This is a genomic window from Ralstonia pickettii (assembly GCF_001699815.1).
Classification (GTDB): domain Bacteria; phylum Pseudomonadota; class Gammaproteobacteria; order Burkholderiales; family Burkholderiaceae; genus Ralstonia; species Ralstonia thomasii.
In genome coordinates, this window is the sequence record NZ_MCGB01000057.1 from 437,708 (window position 1) to 460,380 (window position 22,673).

Genomic DNA, 22,673 nt, shown 5'->3' on the forward strand with positions numbered 1-22,673 from the left:
GCAAAGACTTCTAACGTCGATGCAATGTTGTTCAGTGGCCACGCCGCACGATCAGGTCGGCCATCTCGGCCAATCGAACGGTACGGGCTCGGCCCGCTTCACAGCCGATCTCGCGGGCCAGTTCCGCGACCGCCGCTCCCGCCGCGGCGTGCAGCTCATCGGCCAGTGCCCGGGCCTTGTCCAACCCAAGGATGGACACGTAAGTCGGTTTGTCGTTGGCCTCGTCCTTGCCCGCAGTTTTGCCCAGCGTGGCGGTATCGGCCGTCACATCGAGAATGTCGTCGACCACCTGGAACGCGAGGCCGACAGCACCCGCATAAGCATCGACATGCTCCAAGGCAGCGGCATTCACCTCAGCACAGAGCGCGCCCATCCGCAGGCTCGCCCGCAGGAGCGCACCGGTCTTCATGCGGTGCATCGCTTCCAGTTCGTCTTGCGACAGCGCAATGCCAACGCTCTGCAGATCGATCGCTTGGCCGCCTGCCATGCCCTGCGAACCCGAGGCGCGCGCCAGTTCGCCCATCAGCACTGCACGCGTGGCCGGGCGCACCGCACCCTGCTCTGCCAGCACGATGAACGCCTGCGTTTGCAAGGCGTCACCTACCAGAAGGGCCGTCGCTTCATCATAGGCGCGATGTACGGTGGGACGGCCACGGCGCAGATCGTCGTCGTCCATGCAAGGCATGTCGTCGTGGACGAGCGAATAGGCGTGGATCATCTCCACCGCGCAACTCACGCCGTCTAGCGCCTCCGGCGATGCGTCGCCCAGCGCACCGGCAGCATGTGCCAGCAATGGGCGCACACGCTTTCCCGCACCCAGCGTGGCGTACCGCATGGCGGCATGCAGACGTTGTGGCGAGACGGTTTCGGCCGGCAGCGCGCGCTCGAGCGCAACTTCCGTCCGCGCGACCACAGACGCCATCCATTGGGCGAAATCGCTCATGCGTCGCCCTGTTCGTTCGTGTTGCTATCGTCGCCCAACGGCTTCAGGGCATCGCCGTCAAGCACGCGCACCTGTTGCTCCACGCGCTCTAGCACCTGCTGGCAGTACTTGACCAGTTCCGCCCCGCGTCGATACGCCGCAAGCGAGGCCTCCAGCGGCAATTCACCGGATTCCATGCTGGCGACGAGGGTTTCGAGTTCGGCCATGGCCGCTTCATAGGAAGCCGGCGTAGCGGAGGGTGTGGCGGACGCGCTGGGGGCGTCGTTTGGGGCACGGGGCATGCCGATTGCGAATCAAAAAAGGACAATCTGGCATTTTACGGCAATTCCGCGTGCGTTCTGCGCACATCCCGCAACGCCTGGGGTAGCGGTTTGCAACGGCAAGGCAGGGCATCGTCAGCCTGGCCACCGAGCGACTGGCGGCAGAAAGCGGTCGAAAATCAGGGACTTATCAATTTCCCTGGGGTACAATCCCCCCCTTTCCTCCAAAGGCCGGGCCGGTGTACGCCGCTCCGCACGATGGTTTGGGTCTGTTGGCCCATTGAACGTATGGTCGTTGGCCCAAGCGGGGGCCAGCAAGCGCTCGTTTCCTACCTCAACAGACCCTAGGCCACCTGCCGATGGCGTCCTTTCCCAAATCGATCTTGTCGATGGTTGGGTTGTTCACTGCTTTCACCGTTATTGGGAGTGGGGATAATGTCCAATCTCAGCGCCGCACTGAATCTGGTGCCGTCTGAAACCCAGCTGCCCGTCTCTGCTTACTTCGACGAGGCGCTGTATCAAACTGAAATCGAACGTCTGTTCAAACATGGCCCCGGCTACGTCGGCCATGAGTTGATGGTCCCGGAAGTCGGCGACTATCACACGCTTGCCGCCGAGGCCGAAGGCCGCGTGCTGGTGCGCAACCCGAACGGCGTCGAGCTGCTCTCCAACGTGTGCCGGCATCGGCAGGCAATCATGCTCAATGGGCGCGGCAATGCCCAGAACATCGTCTGCCCGCTGCATCGCTGGACATACGACCTGCAGGGCGACTTGCTGGGCGCACCGCACTTCGAGAAGCAACCATGCGTGCATCTTTCGCGCTCGCCGCTGCAGAACTGGAACGGTCTGCTGTTCGAAGGCAAGCGTGACGTGCGTGAAGACCTCGCTCGCCTAGGCGTGGCGCGCGATCTCGATTTTTCCGGCTACATGCTCGACCACGTCGAGGTGCACGACTGCAACTACAACTGGAAGACCTTCATCGAGGTGTACCTCGAGGACTACCACGTCGTGCCCTTCCATCCTGGCCTCGGCCAGTTCGTCTCGTGTGACGACCTGGAATGGGAGTTTGGCGAGTGGCACAGCGTGCAGACGGTCGGCATTCATGCCAATTTGCGCAAACCCGGCACACCGGCCTACCAGAAGTGGCACGACGCCGTGCTTCGCTTCAACAACGGCGAGATGCCGAAGTACGGCGCGGTGTGGCTCACGTACTACCCGAACGTGATGGTCGAGTGGTATCCGAACGTGCTGGTGGTCTCGACGCTGCATCCGCTCGGCCCGACCAAGACGCGCAACGTGGTCGAGTTCTACTACCCGGAAGAGATCGTGTTGTTCGAGCGTGAATTCGTTGAAGCCGAGCGCGCCGCCTATATGGAAACGTGCATCGAGGACGACGAGATTGCCGAGCGCATGGACGCGGGGCGCCTAGCGCTGCTCAAACGCGGCACGAGCGAAGTCGGCCCGTACCAGTCGCCCATGGAGGACGGCATGCAGCACTTCCACGAATGGTATCGGCGCACGATGCACTACTAAGCAACGACTGAGGTAGGCATCCGCAGCCTTCCGCGTCACAATAGGAACGGTGCAGCCCCCACGGGCCGCACCGTTTTTTTTCGCCCCTCTCCCTCGCCATGCCTGCCGATACTGCCACCGCTGCTCAGACTGCCGCCCAGACGGTCGAAAGCTCCTCCCGCCAATCGCTGTGGATGATCCTCGCCGCTTTCGCCTTCTCGGCAATGGGCGTGTGCGTAAAACTGGCCTCGGCGCATTACAGCACCGGCGAGATCGTCTTCTACCGCAGCGTGATCGGCATGACGCTGATGGGCGCCGTCCTCGCCAAGACAGGCGCGGGCATCCGCACACCCTATCTCACGGCGCACATCAAGCGCAGCGTGTTCGGCGTAACGTCGCTTCTGCTGTGGTTCACGTCGATCAGCCTGCTACCGCTGGCAACAGCCATGACGCTGAACTACATGTCGCCGGTGTGGATTGCGCTGATCATCGGCGCGGGTGCTGCAATGGCCGGCAAAGCCGCGGGCGCCGACAAGAAGATGGTGGCTGCGATCCTGATGTCGTTTGTCGGTGTGCTGTGCCTACTGCAACCGAGCGTGGGCGGCGGGCCATCCCAGCTCGCCGGCGGCATGGTCGGGCTGGTCTCTGGCGTGTTCACCGCCCTCGCCTATGTAGAGGTCCGCCAACTGGGCGACCTGGGCGAGAACGAGGCACGCATCGTGTTTTACTTTTCCCTGGTGAGCGCAATTGCCGGCGGCGTGTGGATGCTGATCGGCGGGGCGCAATCGCATACGTGGCATAGCGCCGGCCTGCTGCTGGCTGTCGGGCTGCTGGCCACGCTGGGCCAGACCGCCATGACGCGAGCCTACAAGCGCGGTAATACGCTCCTGACTGCCAACCTGCAATACACCGGCATTGTCTTTGCGAGCGGGTGGGGTATGTTGCTGTGGAATGACCACCTGAACGCGCTGTCGTGGGCGGGCATGGCGCTCATCATCGGCAGCGGCATCGTGACCACCGTCATGCGCGCCCGCCAGTCGGGCACCGAGCATCCGACGCCGCAGACAGCCGTGTCGGGCCCGGAAGCCGAGATTCACCCGGAAGTTTGATCGACCCAGGAGATTGCCGCCATGAGCGAACGCGCTCACTACGCCACCCTCATCACCGCACCGCAACTGGCCGCACTGCAGCAGAGCGCACCCGAAGCGGTGGTGGTCATCGATTGCAGCTTTGACCTCGCCAATCCCGCTGCGGGGCGCGATGCGTATCACGCCAGCCATGTGCCCGGCGCGTTCTACATGCATCTCGACAACGAACTGTCGGGCCCCAAAACCGGCACCAACGGCCGCCATCCGCTGCCCGATGCAGAGGCACTAATTGCGCGCCTGCAGGCGCTGGGCGTGAACGATGACACGCAAGTCGTCGCGTATGACCGCCAGGGCAGCATGTACGCCGCGCGCCTGTGGTGGCTGCTGCGCTGGGTCGGCCATGCCGACGTGGCCGTGCTTGATGGTGGCCTGCAGGCTTGGGAAGCGGCGTACTTCCCCGTCGACCAGGTCATCCCGGAAGAACCGCAGCTCAACGCCACGCCCGGCAACATCACGCGCAAGCCCTCGCTCGTGCAGTTGGTGACGGCCGATATCGTGCAGAAATACCTGGGCCACGCCGACAAGCCCGTCGTCGACGCACGTGCCCCCGACCGCTACCGCGGCGAGAATGAAACGCTGGATCCCGTTGGCGGCCACATCCCTGGCGCGCGCAACCGGTTCTTCCGCGACAACCTGCAGGCCGATGGCACGTTCAAGCCCGCGGAACAATTGCGCGCCGACTTCGCGGGCGTACTGGCCGGCGCACGGCCGCAAGACGCGACGCTGCAATGTGGTTCGGGCGTGACCGCCTGCCACAACGCCTTGGCCATGGAGATCGCCGGCCTCACGGGCGCCGCGCTCTATGCCGGCTCATGGAGCGAGTGGTGCAGCGACCCGTCGCGCCCGGTGGCGACGGGGCCGAATCCGTAATCTGCGAATCCGGCGCGCAGCAAAAAGCCCGATATCGACCGGGCTTTTTCTTGAAGCCGATGCGCCGCCTCAATGTGCGTGACCGTGCAAACCTTCGGTCAGCAGAAAGATCATCGCGATGCCCGCCGTAATCAAGGCGACCTGCACCGCCGATTCCTGCCAGCGCGGCCGGCGCTTCATCTGCGGCATGAGATCGCATACGGCGATGTAGATGAAGCTGCTCGACGCCACCACGAGCACGTATGGAATCCACGACGTCAGGCGGTCCAGCAGGTAGTAACCCAGCACCGCGCCCACCAGCGCGCAAACGCTGCAGATCAGGTTGTAGACAAAGGCGCGCGTCTTGGAAAACCCGGCGTTGAGTAGCACCATGAAGTCGCCGATCTCTTGCGGGATCTCGTGTGCAGCAATCGCCAGCGCCGTGACGATGCCGACCTTAGTGTCCGCCAGGAACGCCGCCGCAATCACGATCCCGTCCGAAAAATTATGCAGCCCATCGCCCACGAGGATCATCAGGCCACTGCGCCCGGCTTCCTGCCGGTCATGGCCGTGGTGATGGCCGTGCCCATCACCCTCGTGGTGATGTGAATGGCGGATCAGTGAGATCTTTTCCAGCAGGAAAAAACCCAGCAGCCCGGCGAGCAACGTGGCGAACAACGCATGCGTATTGGGCTCGATGCCGCGATGGGCTTCGAACGCCTCCGGCAACGAATGCAGCAGCGACGTGGCCAGCAGCACGCCCACCGAGAAACTGACCATCCGATCGACCATGCGCGACAGCACGGTCAGAGACAGCGCGGCAGCGCCCGCCATGCTGCCGATGCCAGACAGCGCAGTGGCCAGGAGAATGCCTAACAGGGTGGTATCGAAGGTCATGCGGAGGTGACGCAGCGGGAGCCAATAAACGCAACAGAGTTGCAAGAAGGGCGGATTGTATGCCGCTTTGCCAACCTTTGCCAGTGCAGGCAAAAGAAAAGGCCCCGGGGCGACTCCCCAGAGCCTTTCGCGTTCGGCGCGTCGCGCTGCTACACCACGCCGTGATCCTTGAACCAGGCGAGGCACTTCTTCCAGCCATCTTCCGCATCCGCCTTCACATAGCTCGGGCGGTAGTCAGCGTGAAATGCGTGGCCGGAATTCGGGTACACGATGATGCGCGATGCATGCGCCTTGGGGTTCCTGGATTTTTCCAGCGCGACCTTCATCGTGTCGCGCACGTCTTCCGTGATCACGGTGTCCTTCGCGCCGTAGAGACCCAGCACGGGCGCTTTCAGTTCGTCCACCTTGTCGACGGGCGAAACCGGTTGCAGCGGATTCGGATTGCCCTTCAGCGGCCCGTACCACGCTACTGCAGCCTTGATGCCGGGGTTGCGCTCCGCAGCCAGCCAGACTTGGCGCCCGCCCCAGCAGAAGCCGGTCATGCCAATACGCGCCGCGTCGCCGCCGTTCTCGGTGGCCCATGCGATCGTGGCGTCGATATCGCCCGCCACCTGGGAATCCGGCACCTTTGAAACCACGTTGGCAACGGTTTCCTGCACCGTCCCATAAGCACGCGGATCGCCCTGGCGCACAAACAGTTCAGGCGCGATCGCCAGATAACCGAGCTTGGCAAAGCGCCGGCAGATATCGGCAATGTATTCGTGTACGCCAAAGATCTCGCTGATGACGATCACCACTGGCAGCTTCGTCTTGCCTTCTGGCTGGGCCCGATAGGCCGGCATCTTGAAATCGCCCACCGGCACGGTCACCTCTCCGGCCGTCAGCCCATTGAAATCGGTATGGACGGTCTGCGCCGACACTGGCAGCACCGCCGCCGCAAAGGCTGAGCCCAGCGCCGTCTTCATGAAACCGCGACGATCAAAGCTGCGGCCGGGTACCAGACTCTCCACTTCTGCATCAAGCTGCATCGCACTCTCCTCGCGCCCACGGGCGGTTACGGTGAACGAAGCGGCTAGTCTACCGAAGCAAATGCATTGTTGCCGAGCCAGACATCCGGCTCGGCCACGAGGACGGGCCTAGTGCAGCTTGACGCGCGGATTCGTCTTGCTGCGCAGCCAGTGCATGACCGTATCGACCGACATGCGCACCCAGCCGTGCAGCGCCAGCACGTGCATGCGATACAGCGACGTGTACATCAGCCGCGCCATCAAGCCTTCGATGAACATCGAACCGCCGATCAGCCCGCCCATCAGGCTTCCGACCGCGCTGAAATGGCCGAGCGACACCAGCGAGCCGAGATCCTTGAACGCGAAGGGTTGGACTGGCCTGCCGTCCATGCGCTTGCGCAGCGCATCGAACAGATACGTGGCTTGCTGATGCGCAGCCTGGGCACGCGGCGGCACGCTGGACGACGCCTCGGGCCAGGGGCAGCTTGCGCAATCGCCAAACGCGTAGATCGAATCATCGCCTTCTACTTGCAGCGTGCGCGAAACGATCACCTGCCCCAGCTTGTTCACCGGCAGCCCCAGTTCGCCCAGCACCGACGGTGCACGGATGCCTGCAGCCCACACGGTCAGATCCGCCGGAATGAACTTGCCGCTGGCCGTGTTGACGGCGCTGGCGGTGACTTCGGTCACGCGTTCGCTGGTGATGACGTCCACGTCGAGCTTGCGCAGCAGCTCCGTGGTCGCAGCCGAAATGCGCTCCTTGAGCACCGGCAAAATACGCGGACCGCCTTCGATCAGATGGATGCGGATGTCGTGGCGCGGGTCCAGCTTGTGCAGCCCATAAGCCGCCAACACGTGGGCGGTGTTGCGCAGCTCAGCCGACAGTTCGACGCCCGTGGCACCCGCCCCGACGATGGCGATATCCACCTGCGGACGTGCATCGCCCACACCGTTCTGCGCGCGCATGCACGCTGCGATGAGCCTGCGGCGAAAGCGCTCGGCCTGCCATGCGGTGTCGAGGGCGATGGCGTGCTCGGCCGTGCCAGGCACGCCGAAGAAATGCGTCACGCTGCCGATTGACAGCACCAGCGTGTCGTACGAAATGGCGCGCTCGGGAAGCACCTCGGTGCCGTCCGCGTCAACGCATCCGGACACCATGATGGATTTGGCGACGCGATCGAGGCCCTTCAGCTCGCCCTGCTGGAATTCGAAGCCATGCCAGCGCGCCTGCGCAGCGTATTCGAGCTGATGCGTGTTCGGATCCATGCTGCCGGCAGCAACTTCATGCAGCAGCGGTTTCCAGATGTGTGTGGGGTTGCGGTCGACCAGAATGATCTGCGCCGCGCCGCGCTTGCCGAGCTTGTCGCCGAGCCGTGTTGCAAGCTCCAACCCGCCGGCGCCCCCGCCGACCACCACAATGCGAGGCCCGTTCGTACCGCCTGCGCCACCCGTCTGCCCTGCCATGTGCCTCTCCTGGAGCCGTTGAATCTTTTCGATCACTCGATCTGTCAGGTGCAGTCTGCTGCAACGCAAAATCCGCCGCAACCCCAGGCGCATGGATACGGCGAATCATGGCAACCGCATGCCAAGGCCATCCGCAGGCTGCCTCGGCAGGCAAACTCGCGCCACGCGTTGTTTCACGGTGTGGCGCTGGCGGGGCAAGCGATTGCGTCAGTGCGCTTCTTCCCAGTTCGCGCCCACGCCGACCTCGGCCACCAGCGGCACGCGCAGCGTTGCGACGCTGCACATCAACTCTGGCAGACGCTCGCGCACCACGGCCAGTTCGTCCTGCGGGACTTCCAGCACCAATTCATCGTGCACCTGCATGACCAGGCGCGAGCGCATCGCTTCCGCGTCGAGCCAGCCTTGCACTGCCAGCATCGACAGCTTGATCAGGTCAGCCGCCGTGCCTTGCATCGGCGCGTTAATGGCGGCGCGCTCGGCAGCCTGACGGCGCGGGCCGTTGCCGCCATTGATGTCGGGCAGCCACAGGCGACGGCCAAAGACGGTCTCCACGTAGCCTTGCTCGCGCGCCCGCTGCCGGGTTTCGTCCATGTAGCTCGCGGCGCCGGGGTAGCGAGCGAAGTAGCGGTCGATATAGAGCTTGGCTGCATCGCGCCCAATGCCCAGGTTGCTCGCCAGCCCGAACGCGCTCATCCCGTAGATCAGGCCGAAGTTGATGACCTTGGCCACACGGCGCTGATCGGGCGTCACCTCCAGCGGCGTCACGTTGAACACTTCAGCAGCGGTCGCGCGGTGAACGTCCTGGCCCTCACGGAATGCGCGCATCAGGCCTTCGTCCTGCGACAGATGGGCCATGATGCGCAGTTCGATCTGCGAGTAGTCGGCCGACACGATGACGCTGCCCTCCGGCGCGATGAATGCCTCGCGAATGCGCCGCCCTTCTTCCGTGCGCACTGGAATGTTCTGCAGGTTCGGATCGGTCGAGGCCAGGCGCCCCGTCACCGCCGTCGCCTGACCGTAGGTGGTGTGGACCCGGCCAGTGCGCGGGTTGACCATCTTCGGCAGCTTGTCGGTGTAGGTCGATTTGAGCTTGGCCAGGCCCCGGTAATCGAGCAGCAGCTTCGGCAGCGGGTAGTCTTCGGCCAGCTTCTGCAGTACCTCCTCGTCTGTCGACGGCGCACCGCTCGCGGTCTTCTTGATGACCGGAAGCTTCATCTGATTGAAGAAGATGTCGCCGATCTGCTTGGGTGAGCTGAGGTTGAACGGCTGACCCGCAAGCTTGTGTGCCTCGGCTTCCAGATCGATCAGGCGCAGGCCCAGCTCGTTGCTCTGCTTGGCCAGGCGGTCGGCATCGATCAGCACGCCGTTGCGCTCCATCTTCTGCAGCACGATGGAGGCGGGCATTTCGATCTGCTCGTAGACGTAGCGCAGCTTGTCGTCTTCGGCCACCTTGGGGAACAGCGTGCGATGCAGGCGCAGCGTGACATCGGCGTCTTCCGCTGCGTACTCGGTCGCGCGATCGAGCGGCACCTCGTCAAAGCCGATCTGCGATGCGCCCTTGCCGCACACGGCCTCGTAAGTGATCGTCTTCAAATGCAGCACCCGCTCGGCCAGTGCATCCATGCCGTGATTGCGGTGGGACTCGAGCACGTACGATTCAAGCATCGTGTCGTGCTCGATGCCGCGCAGCGCGATGTCGTGGTTGGCAAACACGTGCGCGTCGTACTTCAGATGCTGGCCGACCTTCTTGCGTGATTCGTCTTCGAGCCACAGCTTCATGCGCGCGAGCACCGTGTCGCGCGAGAGCTGCGCTGCCGCATCAAACCCGGCGACATCCGGGCCACGATGTGCCACCGGGATGTAGCAGGCCTCGCCCGGCTTGACCGACAGCGAAATCCCCACCAACTGCGCGAGCATCGGGTCGATGGACGTCGTCTCGGTGTCGATGCAGACGAGATCCACTTCGTCCAGGCGCTGCATCCACGATTCAAGCTGCGCCTCGGTCGTCACTGTCTCGTACTTGATCTCATCGGGCGGCGCTTCCACGTCGAACAGGTTGGCCTGTGCTTGCAGTTGTGCGGCCTCGCCGGCGTAATTCTTCACGGGCGTCGCGGCGTTGCGCGCGGCCCCGACGCTGCGCGTATCGGGCAGCGCTTCACCGGAAGCCTCGCGCAGCCACGTCTTGAAACCGTAACGCGAGAAGAAATCGACGAGCTTGGATTTATCTTCGCCGCCGTCGATCAGCGCATCGAATGTCGGCACCTCTTTGCTGAGGTTGCAGTCGAGCTTCACGGTCAGCAGTTCGCGGCCCTTGGGAAGCCATTCGAGCGTGTTGCGCAGGTTCTCGCCCACCACGCCCTTGATCTCGCCTGCATGCGCGATGACGTTGTCGAGCGAGCCGAACTCCGTCAACCATTTCACCGCGGTTTTCGGGCCCACCTTCGGCACGCCGGGCACGTTGTCCACGGTGTCGCCAATCAGCGAAAGATAGTCGACGATGCGCTCGGGCGGCACGCCAAACTTGGCTTGCACGCCGGCCGGATCGAGCGTTTCGTTGGTCATGGTGTTGACCAGCGTCACGTGGTCATTCACCAGTTGGGCGAGGTCCTTATCACCCGTTGAGACGATGGTGCGAACGCCTTCGCGAGCAGCCCGTTCAGCCAGGGTGCCGATCACATCGTCGGCCTCGACACCTTCGACCACCAGGATGGGCCAACCCAATGCCCGCACGGCTTCGTGGATCGGTTCGATCTGCGCGCGCAGGTCATCGGGCATGGGCGCGCGATGCTCCTTGTAGGCCGGATAGAGGTCATCGCGAAAGGTCTTGCCTTTGGCGTCGAAAATGCAAGCGCTATACTTGGCCGGGTAGTCGTTGCGCAGTTTGCGCAGCATGTTCACGATGCCGTAGATGGCCCCCGTAGGAAACCCTTCCCCGTTTCGCAAGTCGGGCAGTGCGTGATAGGCACGGTACAAATAACTCGAGCCATCGACGAGCAACAGCGTTTCTTGACTTTCCGACATTCCCATGGACTCTAAAGTGACTGGAACGCCAAAAGGCGTTTCCGATAATGGCGCTTCCGCTGAAGGCGGCGTGGCAAAGCAGGCTGCCGGTGCTTCCGCGTTGGAGGTTTCGGCGACGGAACTGACCGGGGTGAGCCCCTCGCGCCAAGCCACCACGGCCGACATGGATGTCAACGTGACGGTGGGCGTCGAACACGAGCCCAAAGCGGACCTGGCACATGGCCGTACCGATCGCAAGATGATCCCCAGCCTGCGGGCACTCGCCGACGAAGAACGCGCCACCGCAAAGAAAGCGCGCGCCTCCTGGCAGATGTTCACGATTATGGCAGAGTTCATCGAGGCGACCGAGTACCTCTCGGAGATCCGTCCGGCCGTCTCGATCTACGGCAGCGCGCGTCTGCGCGAGGATTCGCCGTACTACGAACGCACCATCGAAATCGCTCGGCTGTTCTCGGATGCGGGCTTCGCCGTCATCTCCGGTGGGGGCCCCGGCATCATGGAAGCGGCCAACAAAGGCGCGCACGCGGGTAAGTCGGCCAGCGTCGGTCTGAACATCGAACTGCCGCACGAACAGCAAGGCAATCGATACCAGGACATTTCGATGCGCTTCCGCCATTTCTTCACCCGCAAGGTCACGTTCGTGAAGAATTCGGACGCGTTCATCGTCATGCCCGGTGGTTTCGGCACGCTGGATGAACTGGCTGAAGTGCTCACGCTCGTCCAGACGGGCAAATCGCGCAGCGTGCCGGTGGTCATGTTCGGCAGCCACTTCTGGAAGGGCCTGCTGGACTGGTTCCGCTTTACGCTGCTGCCGATGGGTCTGATCGCCGAGCACGACCTCGACATCATGCGCATCGTCGACGAACCCAAGGATGCGCTGGATGCCGTCTACGAGTTCTACGAAAAGCGCGAAGGCACCTCGCCGATTCCGCCCAAGGAAGAGATGTTCTATCTGTAACCTCGGGTGTGACATTCGGCGCCACATGAACGGACGATGGCGAGAGGCCGGACTGCTAGAATGTAGGGTCCCAGATCACCTGCCGGAGTCCATGATGGATTCGCTGCTTCACCCGTCCGCCCCCGTCCACTCCGGCTTTGCCAATGCCGCGCGCCTGATGCGGCACGCTGGGCTGCTGGCAGGCGCCGTTTTCTGCCTCGCCCTGCCCGCGCACGCCGAGGTGACTTCCGACAGCGCCGGTCTGGACCTGCCCGACGTCAAGGCCATCAACAATCAGCCGATCTCCAAGCCGACCCGCGGCGCGATTCACAACGAGCGCATCAAGCCGAGCTTCGATTACCGCGACAACGACGGTACGCAGGTCGAGGAATACCGCTTCCAGAAGGGCCAGGCGCCGGACATCCATGTCAAGTCGGGCATGGGCACGTCGTACAACCTGAGCAAGCCCGAAGACAGCTCGCCGCGCATTCGTGAGCGCGGTGATATCGATCGGGTGCCCTCGGTCAACGTCCTGAAGTTCTAAGCCTGCGCCGCAGCTGCGGCACTGCGAGCCGGCTCCGCTGCCGGCCGGTTGCCTTTCCCTCGACCCGTTTCCCATTCCTGAAGCATGGCTGTTTTCACCCCGGTCTCCGACGCCGAGATCGCTCTCTGGCTGGATCAATACGATGTGGGCGCCGTGCGCGCATTTCGCGGCATCCCCTCCGGGATCGAAAACTCCAATTTCTTCCTGACCACGGAAAAGGATGGGCAGACGCACGAGTACGTCGTCACCCTGTTTGAACGGCTGACGTTCGAGCAGCTGCCGTTCTACCTGTATCTGATGCAGCATCTGGCGCAGCACGACATCAGCGTGCCGGCGCCGATTCCGGGGCGCGACGGCGAGATCCTGCGCACGCTCAACGGCAAGCCGGCGACCATCGTGACGCGTCTGGCGGGCCGCTCGAACCTGGCGCCCACGGTGTCGGAATGCGGCATCGTCGGCGACATGCTCGCTCGCATGCATCTGGCCGGGCGCGACTATCCACGCCATCAGCCGAACCTGCGCAGCCTGCCGTGGTGGAACGAAGTCGTGCCCGACGTCGTACCGTTCGTGCACGGCGACACGCGCGCGCTGCTCGAAAACGAACTCGCGCACCAGCAACGTTTCTTTGCCAGCGCCGACTACGCTGCGCTGCCCGAAGGCCCGTGCCATTGCGACCTCTTCCGCGACAACGTGCTGTTCGAGCCGGCCGCTGACGGCCAGCCGGAACGCCTTGGCGGCTTCTTCGACTTTTACTTTGCCGGTGTCGACAAGTGGCTCTTCGACGTGGCCGTCACCGTCAACGACTGGTGCATTGACCTGGCCACCGGCGTGCTGGACACCGAGCGGACACGTGCAATGCTCCATGCGTATCACGCTGTGCGCCCGTTCACCGATGCCGAAACGCGGCACTGGCAAGATATGCTGCGCGCTGCTGCGTACCGCTTCTGGGTCTCGCGCCTGTGGGATTTCTATCTGCCGCGCGATGCCGAACTGCTCAAGCCGCATGACCCCACCCACTTCGAGCGCGTGCTGCGCGAACGGGTTGGCGCGGGCGCCCTGACTCTGGATCTTCCCCAACCATGCAACTGATTGAAGTACCGGCCAAGCAAGGCTACGTCTGGCTGCGCCAGGGTGCGTGGCTGTTTCGCAAGAACCCGATCGGGTTCTTACTGCTGCTGTTCATCTACCTGTTCGCGGTCAACCTTCTGATGCTGCTGGTGCCGCCGATTGGGGTTTTTGCCATCCTGCTGGTGAATCCGGCTATCTTCGTGGGCTTCATGTCGGCCTGCCGCGATACGGTCGCGGGCAAGCGCGTGGGGCCTGCGTCGCTCATCGCCGGCTTTCGTGCATACGGGAAGGATGCGATGCGCAGCCTGCTCAAGCTCGGCGGCATCTACGGCGTGCTGGTGCTGGTGGTCAGCGGCGTGCTGATGACCATGGTGGATGTCGACACGCTGATGACCGTGGTCAGCGACAAACCGCTCACCGCTGACGCCATCCGCGAGTTCTACCTCGCCATGGTGATGGGCTCGGTGCTGTATATCCCGGTGGCGGTGCTGTTCTGGTTTGCGCCGTTACTGGTGGCATGGCACGGCATTCCGGTGGGCAAGGCGCTGTTCTTCAGCTGGATGGCCGTGTGGCGCAACCGCGCCGCGTTCATCGCGTACGGCGTCCTGGTGGCAATCCTGCTGATCGCGGTGCCGTTGTTCATCGATGCGTTGTTCGCGTCGAGCGGTGCCAACAACATCGCCCCCATCATTGCCACGCCGTACCGGATTCTGGTGATGGCCGTGCTGTACTGCTCGTTCTACGCCACCTACCGCGGCTGCTTCAACGTGACGCAAGCGGCCGGCCAGACGGCTGACAAGGCGGTCTGACCGGCACGATGGCCCGGTCGACGCTCAGTTGATCGGGTCCAGCTTGGCGATGCCCAGCGCCAGCGTCTTCACCCCGTGGCGGTTGAACTTGATCTGGGCGCGCGCCTCGGCGCCCTCGCCTTCCAGCGTCGTGATGACGCCTTCCCCGAACTTGTTATGGAACACCGACTGGCCGACGCGGAAGCCGGTGGCCTCTGCGCGCTTGGCGTCGGCGTAGTTCTTGCCGGTGTCCATGCCGCCGGTCGGGCGGCCGGTGTAGGCGTCGTCATCGCCACGCTCTGGGCGCTTGAACCAATCCTTGCCCCATGCGGTATCGCCTTGCACACGACGCGTCGCCTGGTAGCCCGAGTGCTGCGGCGTCAGCCACTTCAATGTGTCTTCGGGCAGTTCGTCAAAGAAGCGTGAGCGAATGTGGTAGCGGACCTGCCCGTGCAGCACGCGGCTTTGCGCGAACGATAGATACAACCGCTCACGCGCACGCGTGATCGCCACGTACATCAGGCGGCGCTCTTCCTCCAGGCCGTCCTTCTCCATCTGGCTGTTTTCGTGCGGGAACAAGCCCTCTTCCAGCCCGGTGATGAAGACGACGTGGAATTCCAGCCCCTTGGCCGCATGCACGGTCATCATTTGCACGGCATCCTGGCCGGCCTGGGCCTGGTTGTCGCCAGCCTCCAGCGAGGCATGCGTCAGAAACGCGACGAGCGGCGTCATCTCTGCAGGCGTTTCGTCGGTGACGAGTTCAGAAGCGGTATCGATCTCGCCGCCTTCGATGCGCAGCATGGCATCGTGGCGCACGGGCAGCGCGGTCGCAATCGCATCCACGCCGTAGCCTTCTTCAGCAACGAAAGCTTGGGCGGCTGTCACCAGTTCCTGCAAGTTCTCGATGCGGTCCTGGCCTTCCTTTTCACCCTGGTAATGCGTGATCAGCCCGCTGGCGTGAATGACGTGCTGAACGATTTCGGGCAGCGTCATCTGGCGCGTGTCGGCACGCATCTGTTCGATCAGACGCACAAACGCCGACAGCTTGGTGCCTGCTGCCCCCGTGAGGTACGGCACCGCCGCTGCGAGCGAAATGCCATACAGCCGCGCCGCATCCTGCAACTGCTCGAGCGAACGAGCCCCGACGCCACGCGCCGGGAAATTCACCACGCGACCAAACGCCGCGTCATTGTCGGGATTCTCAAGAAGCTGAAGATACGCCAGCGCGTGCTTGATTTCCGCACGCTCGAAAAAGCGCAGGCCGCCGTACACCTTGTACGGGATGCCTGCCGAGAACAGCGCGTGTTCGATCACCCGCGACTGCGCGTTGCTGCGATACAGGATGGCGATTTCCGAGCGCGACATGCCGGTCGCAATACGGTCGCGGATCTCATCGACAATCCAGCCCGCCTCCTGCCCGTCCGTCGCGGCCTGATAGACGCGCACCGGCTCACCGTGGCCGGCGTCCGTGCGCAGGTTCTTGCCCAGCCGACGCGTGTTGTGCGAGATCAGGTGGTTGGCGGTATCGAGGATATGGCCATGCGAGCGGTAGTTCTGCTCCAGCTTGATCCGGTGCTCGACGCGGAATTCGCGTTCAAAGTCGACCATGTTGCCGACATTGGCACCACGAAACGCGTAGATGCTCTGGTCATCGTCGCCCACGGCAAAGATGGCGTTGGGCGTGACGCCGGGCTCGCCCAGGCCGGCCAGAATCTTCAGCCACGCATATTGCAGCTTGTTCGTATCCTGGAACTCGTCCACCAGGATGTGCTTGAAACGCCGTTGGTAGTGCGCACGGATGGCGTCGTTGTAGCGCAGCAGTTCGTAGCAGCGCAGCAGCAGCTCGGCAAAATCGACCACGCCTTCGCGCTGGCATTGCGCGTCGTAAGCGGCGTAGAGATCGGCCATGCGCCGGTCGTACTCGTTGGCGATTTCCAGATCGCCCGCGCGCAGGCCCTGCTCCTTGGCCCCGTTGATGAAGTACTGGACGTTCTTGGGCGGGAATTTCTCGTCGTCGATATTGAGCGACTTGAGCAGGCGCTTGACGGCGGAGAGCTGGTCTTGCGTATCCAGAATCTGGAACGTCTGCGGCAGGCCGGCATCGCGGTAATGCGCGCGCAGCAACCGGTTGCACAGACCGTGGAACGTGCCGATCCACATGGCGCGCGTGTTGATCGGCAGCATGGCCTGCAGGCGGGCCGTCATTTCCTTGGCTGCCTTGTTCGTAAACGTGACGGCCAGCACACCCGACGGCGACACCCGCGCGCTTTGGATCAGCCACGCGATGCGGGTGGTCAACACGCGCGTTTTGCCGCTGCCTGCGCCCGCCAGGATCAGCGCCGATTCATCGGGAAGCGTGATGGCAGCGCGTTGTTCGGGGTTCAGATTGGCGAGCAGGTCGGACATGCGGGAGGAGCCTCGGCAGAATCCTGAAATTATACCGGCCGCATTCGCCGCTTCGCCCGTGCCGGACATCGACACGCCGTATAATTCCAAGCTTTCGCCCGCCATTTTCCTGGGCCAAACGTCTTTTTGCGCCCATTGCGCCCCGTCAGCATGACCGATCAGAACCAGTCCCTCGCCAAGAGTTTCGAACCCGCCACCATCGAGCAGAAGTGGAGCGCGGCCTGGGAAGCAATGGGCGTCTCCCGCGCGACGCTCGAGGCCGGCAAGCCCGACTTTTGTATCCAGCTCCCGCCGCCGAACGTGACGGGCACGCTGCACATGGGCCACGCGTTCAACCAGACCATCATGGACGGCCTGACGCGCCACGCGCGCATGGCCGGTGCCAACACACTTTGGGTGCCGGGCACCGACCACGCCGGCATCGCCACCCAGATCGTCGTCGAGCGCCAACTGGATGCCCAGGGTGTATCGCGCCACGACATGGGCCGCGAGAAGTTCGTCGAGAAAGTGTGGGAATGGAAGGAGCAATCGGGCTCGACCATCACGCGCCAGGTGCGCCGGATGGGCGCCTCGATCGACTGGGAGCGAGAATACTTCACGATGGACCCGAAGATGTCGCGCGCGGTCAGCGACGTGTTCGTGCGTCTCTACGAGCAAGGCCTGATCTACCGCGGCAAGCGCCTGGTCAACTGGGACCCGGTGCTGGGCACCGCAGTGTCCGACCTGGAAGTGGTGAGCGAGGAAGAGGAAGGCTCGCTGTGGCACATCCGCTATCCGCTGGCCGAACCGGATACCGTGCATGGCCTGACGCACCTGACGGTCGCCACCACCCGTCCGGAAACGATGCTCGGCGACACGGCCGTGATGGTGCATCCTGAGGACGAACGTTACGCCCACCTCATCGGCAAGTTCGTCCACCTGCCGCTGACTGATCGCAAGATCCCGGTGATTGCCGACGAATACGTCGACCGCGCGTTCGGTACCGGCGTGGTCAAGGTGACCCCGGGCCACGACTTCAACGACTACGCGGTCGGCCAGCGCCACAAGCTGCCGCAGTTGTCGATCCTGACGCTCGACGCGAAGATCGTTGCCGATGCTCCCGCCGCCTATGCCGGCCTGGATCGCTTCGACGCGCGTAAAAAGATCGTCGAGGACCTCGAAGCGCAAGGCCTGCTGGCCGAAGTCAAGAAACACACGCTGATGGTGCCGCGCGGTGACCGGACCGGTGTCGTGATCGAGCCGATGCTGACCGACCAGTGGTTCGTCGCCATGAGCAAGCCGGCACCGGAAGGCACGCGCTTCCCGGGCCGCTCCATCGCTGAAGTGGCGCTGGACGCCGTGCAGAGCGGCAAGATCAAGCTCGTTCCCGAGCAGTGGGTCAACACGTACAACCAGTGGCTGAACAACATCCAGGACTGGTGTATCTCGCGCCAACTGTGGTGGGGCCACCAGATTCCGGCGTGGTACGACGAAGCCGGCAACGTGTACGTGGGGCGCACGGAAGAAGAAGCCCGCGCCCAGGCCGCAGCCAAGGGTTACACCGGCGCCCTCAAGCGTGACGACGACGTGCTCGACACGTGGTTCTCGTCCGCGCTGGTGCCGTTCTCGTCGCTGGGCTGGCCGGCCGACACGCCAGAGCTGAAGCACTTCCTGCCTTCCACCGTGCTGGTGACGGGCTACGACATCATCTTCTTCTGGGTGGCGCGCATGGTCATGATGACCCTGCATTTCACCGGCGAAGTGCCCTTCCACACCGTCTATGTGCATGGCCTCGTGCGCGATTCGGAAGGCAAGAAGATGAGCAAGTCCGAGGGCAACACGCTCGACCCGGTGGACCTGATCGACGGTATCGCGCTGGAGCCGCTGCTGGCCAAGCGCACCACCGGCCTGCGCCGCCCAAAGGATGCGCCCAAGGTCGAAAAGCGCACGCGCAAGGAATTTCCCGACGGCATTCCCGCATTCGGCGCCGACGCGTTGCGCTTCACCTTCGCGTCGCTCGCCACGCTGGGCCGCAGCATCAACTTTGACCCGGGCCGCTGCGAGGGTTACCGCAACTTCTGCAACAAGCTGTGGAACGCCACGCGCTTCGTACTGATGAACACCGAAGGCCAGGACTGCGGCATGCAGGAATGCGTCGGTGATTGCGGCCCCGAAGGCTACCTGGACTTCTCGCAGGCCGACCGTTGGATCGTCTCGCTGCTGCAGCGCGTGGAAACCGAAGTGGAGAAAGGCTTTGCCGACTACCGCTTCGACAACATCGCCAACGCCATCTACAAATTCGTCTGGGACGAATACTGCGACTGGTACCTGGAACTGGCGAAAGTGCAGATCCAGACCGGCACGCCGGCCCAGCAACGCGCGACGCGCCGTACCCTGCTGCGCGTGCTGGAAACCGTGCTGCGCCTGGCGCATCCGATCATTCCGTTCATTACCGAAGAACTCTGGCAGAAGGTTGCGCCGATGGCCGGCCGCGCCAAGGGCGATGGCACCGAAAGCCTCGCGCTGCAGGAATACCCGCGCGCCGTCCTGACCAAGATCGACGAGCAGGCCGAGCAGTGGGTGCAGCAGCTAAAGGCACTGGTAGACGCCTGCCGCAACCTTCGCGGCGAGATGAACATCTCCCCTGCGCAACGTGTGCCGCTGTACGCCAATGGCGAAGCCGAGTTCCTGCAGGTGGCGGCGCCGTACGTGCAAGCGCTGGGCAAGCTGTCCGAAGTGAAGGTCTACACGGACGCTGCCGCCATGGAGCAGGACGGCGCCGGTGCGCCGGTCGCCATCGTCGGCGAGAACAAGCTGCTGCTGAAGATCGAGATCGACGTGGCTGCCGAGCATGCGCGCCTGTCGAAGGAAATCGACCGCTTGCGCGGCGAGATCACCAAGTGCGAAGCCAAGCTCGGTAACGAATCGTTCGTCGCCCGCGCGCCGGCCGCCGTGGTGGAACAGGAACAAAAGCGTGTGGCCGATTTCAAAGCCACGCTGGCCAAGCTGGAAGCCCAGATCGCACGGCTGCCGGTACAGGCAGCCTGAGCGCCCTGAACAACCGATATCAAGGAAACCACGATGCAACGCGTCACCAAAGCCGTTTTCCCCGTCGCGGGGCTCGGCACACGATTCCTGCCGGCCACCAAGGCCAGCCCGAAAGAAATGCTGCCGGTCGTGGACAAGCCGCTGATCCAGTACGCCGTGGAAGAAGCCATGGCCGCCGGCATCACCGAGATGATCTTCGTGACCGGCCGCAGCAAGCGCGCAATTGAAGACCACTTTGACAAGGCCTACGAGCTGGAAGCCGAACTCGAAGCCAAGCATAAGACCGCGCTGCTCGAAGTCGTGCGCTCGATCAAGCCGTCGCATGTGGATTGCTTCTACGTGCGCCAGCCTGAAGCGCTGGGCCTCGGCCACGCCGTGCAATGCGCCGAAAAGCTCGTCGGCGATGCGCCCTTCGCGGTCATCCTGGCGGACGACTTGCTGGACGGCGACCCGCCCGTCATGAAGCAGATGGTCGACCTGTACGACCACTACAACTGCTCGGTGATCGGCGTGGAAGAAATCGACCCCGTGCAGAGCCGCTCGTACGGCGTGGTCGATGGCCGCCCGTGGGAAGAAGACGGCAGCGTGATCAAGATGTCAGCTATCGTCGAGAAGCCGGCACCGGAAAATGCGCCGTCCAACCTCGGCGTGGTCGGCCGCTACATCCTCACGCCGCGCATTTTCGAACACATCCGCAACCTCAAGCCGGGCGCCGGCGGCGAGTTGCAGCTGACGGATGCCATCCAGTCGCTGCTGTCGGCCGAGCAGGTGCTGGCCTATCGTTACAAGGGCGTGCGCTACGACTGCGGTAGCAAGCTGGGGTACCTGAAGGCAACGGTGGAACTGGCGCTCAAGCACAAGGAAGTTGCTGACGAATTCCGTGCCTATCTGGCTGCACGCGGCTGAGCCTAACACGCACGACGCCATGGAAAAAACCCGCGCAGCATGAGCTGACGCGGGTTTTTTGTTGCCGGATCGTGTCTCGTCCGTCCGGCTCGGAGTCCTACCCTTTTGCAAGGAGAGGCTGCAGCCTCTTCTTATTGCGGAGCTGCCAGCGGCTTGATGGTGTTGTTCAGCAGGCTCCAGTATGAACTGGTGCTGTACGGCAGCATCTGCTCAGCGTAGTTCCACCAGAAGTAACCACCGATGAAGCGCCGATCCGCTGCCATCGTGGTGGTACCCATCGGGTAGTACGACTTGAGCAGGTTCTGCTGCACCGAGGCCGGAGCCGAAGTGCTGGACGTACCGATCTCACCAAAACCCACCTTCGCGACCGGGAAGATGCTTTCGAGCAACTTGAAATCGTTTGCCCACGTCGGGTTCAAACCGGGGCAGTCTTGGTAAGGGTAGTAGCTGAACAGTGCGTAGTCCGCACCCTGGCGCACACGTGCGGGCAGATACGACTGTGCCCAGGTACGCCACGAGTCCATCGGCAGCTCGTAGCAGTTGGTGCCCTTGCCGTCGTCGTTGTAGTACATCGTGACAGCAGTCAGGCCGCCCGCAGCTTTGACGATGTCATGCGCCGCCGCCACCATGTTGCCGATGTCCTGCTCCTCACTCGCGGCCACCGAATTCGGGCCGGTCGGGTCCGTGCGCAGCCACTCCCCATTGATCTCGTTAGCGATCTCCCACACGTCCACCACGTTCTTCAGCGTGCCCACCAGCTCATTGGTACGGTCGGTGTACGTCTGCAGATCGCTCGGGAAATAGTACGAGTCCATGATCTCGCCCATCACGTAGGCGACAGCATGAAGCTTGACGAGTGCCGGGTAGTACTGCGCAGCCGTCGTACCCGGGTCAAAGACCACGCGCACGGTAGGCTTGTACGGCAGGTGCGTAAGCGATGCCACGATCGCGTTGATGTTGCTGACGTCATCAACCGTGACGCCGTAGATAGGTGCCTTCGGGCGCGTGGCCTGCGCCGAGGCGGTTTGTATTCCCAGGCCTGTCAGCATCGTTGCCGCCGTCAGACCCACCAAAGCGCGCAGGCTCATGCGCGCCGCCCTCTGTGCTGCTTTTTTGGTTTCCAACATTGTGGTTTTCTATTCCCTCGGACGCAAAACGTTACGCCCAGTACTTCGATGGACAAGCGCCGTCCTACCTGTGCGGTATCCCGATGTGGTGTGACTCTTGTGACACACTGAACACCGAACGGGTGCGAGCGTCAGATGACGCCCCGGTCGGCGAATGGATGCGCGATTAGAGGTCCTGCGGAGTCGATGGATCGATCAGCGGCCGTGCGCTTATTGATGGACTGGTACAGCTGGCGCGCGCTCACCCGAGGGCAGCACGCGGCTTGAAAAATGTGACAAGCCCTGCACTTCAGCTGGCTGCCAACTGTGTTCCCCCCGTTGACAGCCAAGCGGCATGATACCGGATGTTGTCTGGAGATCAACGAAATTTAACGCTGCTTACGCAACAATAATAAAAAAACCGCGGGTCGAGCAGACACGCGGTTTCTTCGAAACGCCCACGGGGTGGACGTCTTGGCGGCACAGCCGTTTTTACTTGTGCCGGTAGTTGATGCGACCCTTCGTGAGGTCGTACGGCGACATTTCCAGCTTCACGCGGTCGCCCGCGAGAATACGGATGCGGTGCTTCTGCATCTTGCCCGATGCGTAAGCCCAGATTTCCACGCCGTTTTCCAACTGCACGCGAAAACGATTGTCGGGTAGTGCTTCAGACACCACCCCTTCAAATTCAATCAGTTCTTCCTTGGCCAAACTCGTTCCTTTGTATGCAGCACGCGGCTGCGCCGATGGTTGCAATGATGTGATGACCCACCCGAACCATGCCACACGC

The 22,673-nt window shown here is 63.1% G+C and carries 18 protein-coding genes; 9 read left to right on the plus strand and 9 right to left on the minus strand.

The window, feature by feature from the left end:
• Window positions 1-31: 31 nt before the first annotated feature.
• Together BEK68_RS09920 and BEK68_RS09925 are read right to left on the minus strand one after the other, a co-directional pair.
• Window positions 32-943, minus strand: coding sequence for a polyprenyl synthetase family protein (locus tag BEK68_RS09920; RefSeq protein WP_009241165.1), 912 nt, complete (start codon window positions 941-943; stop codon window positions 32-34).
• Entirely contained in the window at window positions 940-1,224 is a 285-nt protein-coding gene (locus BEK68_RS09925; protein WP_009241166.1) for an exodeoxyribonuclease VII small subunit, read from the minus strand. The genes BEK68_RS09920 and BEK68_RS09925 overlap by 4 nt, the downstream gene beginning before the upstream one ends.
• 414 nt (window positions 1,225-1,638) lie before the next feature.
• Between BEK68_RS09925 and BEK68_RS09930 the strand changes: the two genes are divergently transcribed.
• From BEK68_RS09930 to BEK68_RS09940, 3 genes are all read left to right on the plus strand, one after another.
• Window positions 1,639-2,736: an aromatic ring-hydroxylating oxygenase subunit alpha gene (locus BEK68_RS09930; RefSeq protein WP_004631080.1), complete on the plus strand. Its 1,098-nt coding sequence runs from the start codon at window positions 1,639-1,641 to the stop codon at window positions 2,734-2,736.
• A gap of 98 nt (window positions 2,737-2,834) precedes the next feature.
• Window positions 2,835-3,824: a DMT family transporter gene (locus BEK68_RS09935; RefSeq protein ID WP_004631081.1), complete on the plus strand. Its 990-nt coding sequence runs from the start codon at window positions 2,835-2,837 to the stop codon at window positions 3,822-3,824.
• 21 nt (window positions 3,825-3,845) lie between these two features.
• Window positions 3,846-4,733, plus strand: coding sequence for a sulfurtransferase (locus BEK68_RS09940; RefSeq protein ID WP_009241167.1), 888 nt, complete (start codon window positions 3,846-3,848; stop codon window positions 4,731-4,733).
• A gap of 69 nt (window positions 4,734-4,802) precedes the next feature.
• On the opposite strand, the gene BEK68_RS09945 is transcribed toward BEK68_RS09940, so the two are convergent.
• The 4 genes from BEK68_RS09945 to polA all read right to left on the minus strand — a co-directional run bounded on the left by BEK68_RS09945 (window position 4,803) and on the right by polA (window position 11,101).
• Window positions 4,803-5,609 carry a ZIP family metal transporter gene (locus BEK68_RS09945; RefSeq protein ID WP_009241168.1) on the minus strand — a complete coding sequence of 269 codons (807 nt, stop codon included), beginning with the start codon at window positions 5,607-5,609 and terminating at the stop codon, window positions 4,803-4,805.
• A 149-nt stretch (window positions 5,610-5,758) separates the two neighbouring features.
• On the minus strand, window positions 5,759-6,637 hold the full coding sequence (locus BEK68_RS09950) for a dienelactone hydrolase family protein (protein WP_009241169.1): 879 nt from the start codon (window positions 6,635-6,637) through the stop codon (window positions 5,759-5,761).
• A gap of 108 nt (window positions 6,638-6,745) precedes the next feature.
• Window positions 6,746-8,080, minus strand: a complete 1,335-nt coding sequence (locus BEK68_RS09955) for an NAD(P)/FAD-dependent oxidoreductase (RefSeq protein WP_009241170.1) — start codon at window positions 8,078-8,080, stop codon at window positions 6,746-6,748.
• Window positions 8,081-8,287: 207 nt separating this feature from the next.
• Window positions 8,288-11,101, minus strand: coding sequence for a DNA polymerase I (gene polA, locus BEK68_RS09960; protein WP_009241171.1), 2,814 nt, complete (start codon window positions 11,099-11,101; stop codon window positions 8,288-8,290).
• 4 nt (window positions 11,102-11,105) lie between these two features.
• Between polA and BEK68_RS09965 the strand changes: the two genes are divergently transcribed.
• The 4 genes from BEK68_RS09965 to BEK68_RS09980 all read left to right on the plus strand — a co-directional run bounded on the left by BEK68_RS09965 (window position 11,106) and on the right by BEK68_RS09980 (window position 14,459).
• Window positions 11,106-12,059, plus strand: coding sequence for a TIGR00730 family Rossman fold protein (locus BEK68_RS09965; RefSeq protein WP_009241172.1), 954 nt, complete (start codon window positions 11,106-11,108; stop codon window positions 12,057-12,059).
• Window positions 12,060-12,153: 94 nt separating this feature from the next.
• Window positions 12,154-12,582 carry a hypothetical protein gene (locus BEK68_RS09970; RefSeq protein ID WP_009241173.1) on the plus strand — a complete coding sequence of 143 codons (429 nt, stop codon included), beginning with the start codon at window positions 12,154-12,156 and terminating at the stop codon, window positions 12,580-12,582.
• 84 nt (window positions 12,583-12,666) lie between these two features.
• Entirely contained in the window at window positions 12,667-13,671 is a 1,005-nt protein-coding gene (locus tag BEK68_RS09975; RefSeq protein ID WP_009241174.1) for a homoserine kinase, read from the plus strand.
• On the plus strand, window positions 13,662-14,459 hold the full coding sequence (locus BEK68_RS09980) for a BPSS1780 family membrane protein (protein WP_004631101.1): 798 nt from the start codon (window positions 13,662-13,664) through the stop codon (window positions 14,457-14,459). The genes BEK68_RS09975 and BEK68_RS09980 overlap by 10 nt, the downstream gene beginning before the upstream one ends.
• A gap of 24 nt (window positions 14,460-14,483) precedes the next feature.
• Here BEK68_RS09980 and BEK68_RS09985 read toward each other — a convergent pair whose 3' ends face one another.
• Window positions 14,484-16,844 (minus strand): UvrD-helicase domain-containing protein, encoded by a 2,361-nt coding sequence (locus BEK68_RS09985; protein WP_009241175.1) that lies wholly within the window; start codon window positions 16,842-16,844, stop codon window positions 14,484-14,486.
• A 150-nt stretch (window positions 16,845-16,994) separates the two neighbouring features.
• Here BEK68_RS09985 and BEK68_RS09990 point away from each other — a divergent pair, with 150 nt between their 5' ends.
• Both BEK68_RS09990 and galU read left to right on the plus strand, forming a co-directional pair.
• A complete protein-coding gene (locus BEK68_RS09990) occupies window positions 16,995-19,871 on the plus strand; it encodes a valine--tRNA ligase (protein ID WP_009241176.1) in 2,877 nt (958 codons plus the stop codon).
• A gap of 33 nt (window positions 19,872-19,904) precedes the next feature.
• Window positions 19,905-20,777 carry a UTP--glucose-1-phosphate uridylyltransferase GalU gene (galU, locus tag BEK68_RS09995; RefSeq protein WP_009241177.1) on the plus strand — a complete coding sequence of 291 codons (873 nt, stop codon included), beginning with the start codon at window positions 19,905-19,907 and terminating at the stop codon, window positions 20,775-20,777.
• 131 nt (window positions 20,778-20,908) lie between these two features.
• On the opposite strand, the gene BEK68_RS10000 is transcribed toward galU, so the two are convergent.
• Both BEK68_RS10000 and infA read right to left on the minus strand, forming a co-directional pair.
• Window positions 20,909-21,904, minus strand: a complete 996-nt coding sequence (locus BEK68_RS10000; RefSeq protein ID WP_009277459.1) for a hypothetical protein — start codon at window positions 21,902-21,904, stop codon at window positions 20,909-20,911.
• 471 nt (window positions 21,905-22,375) lie between these two features.
• Window positions 22,376-22,594, minus strand: coding sequence for a translation initiation factor IF-1 (gene infA / locus BEK68_RS10005; protein WP_004631109.1), 219 nt, complete (start codon window positions 22,592-22,594; stop codon window positions 22,376-22,378).
• Window positions 22,595-22,673: the final 79 nt, after the last annotated feature.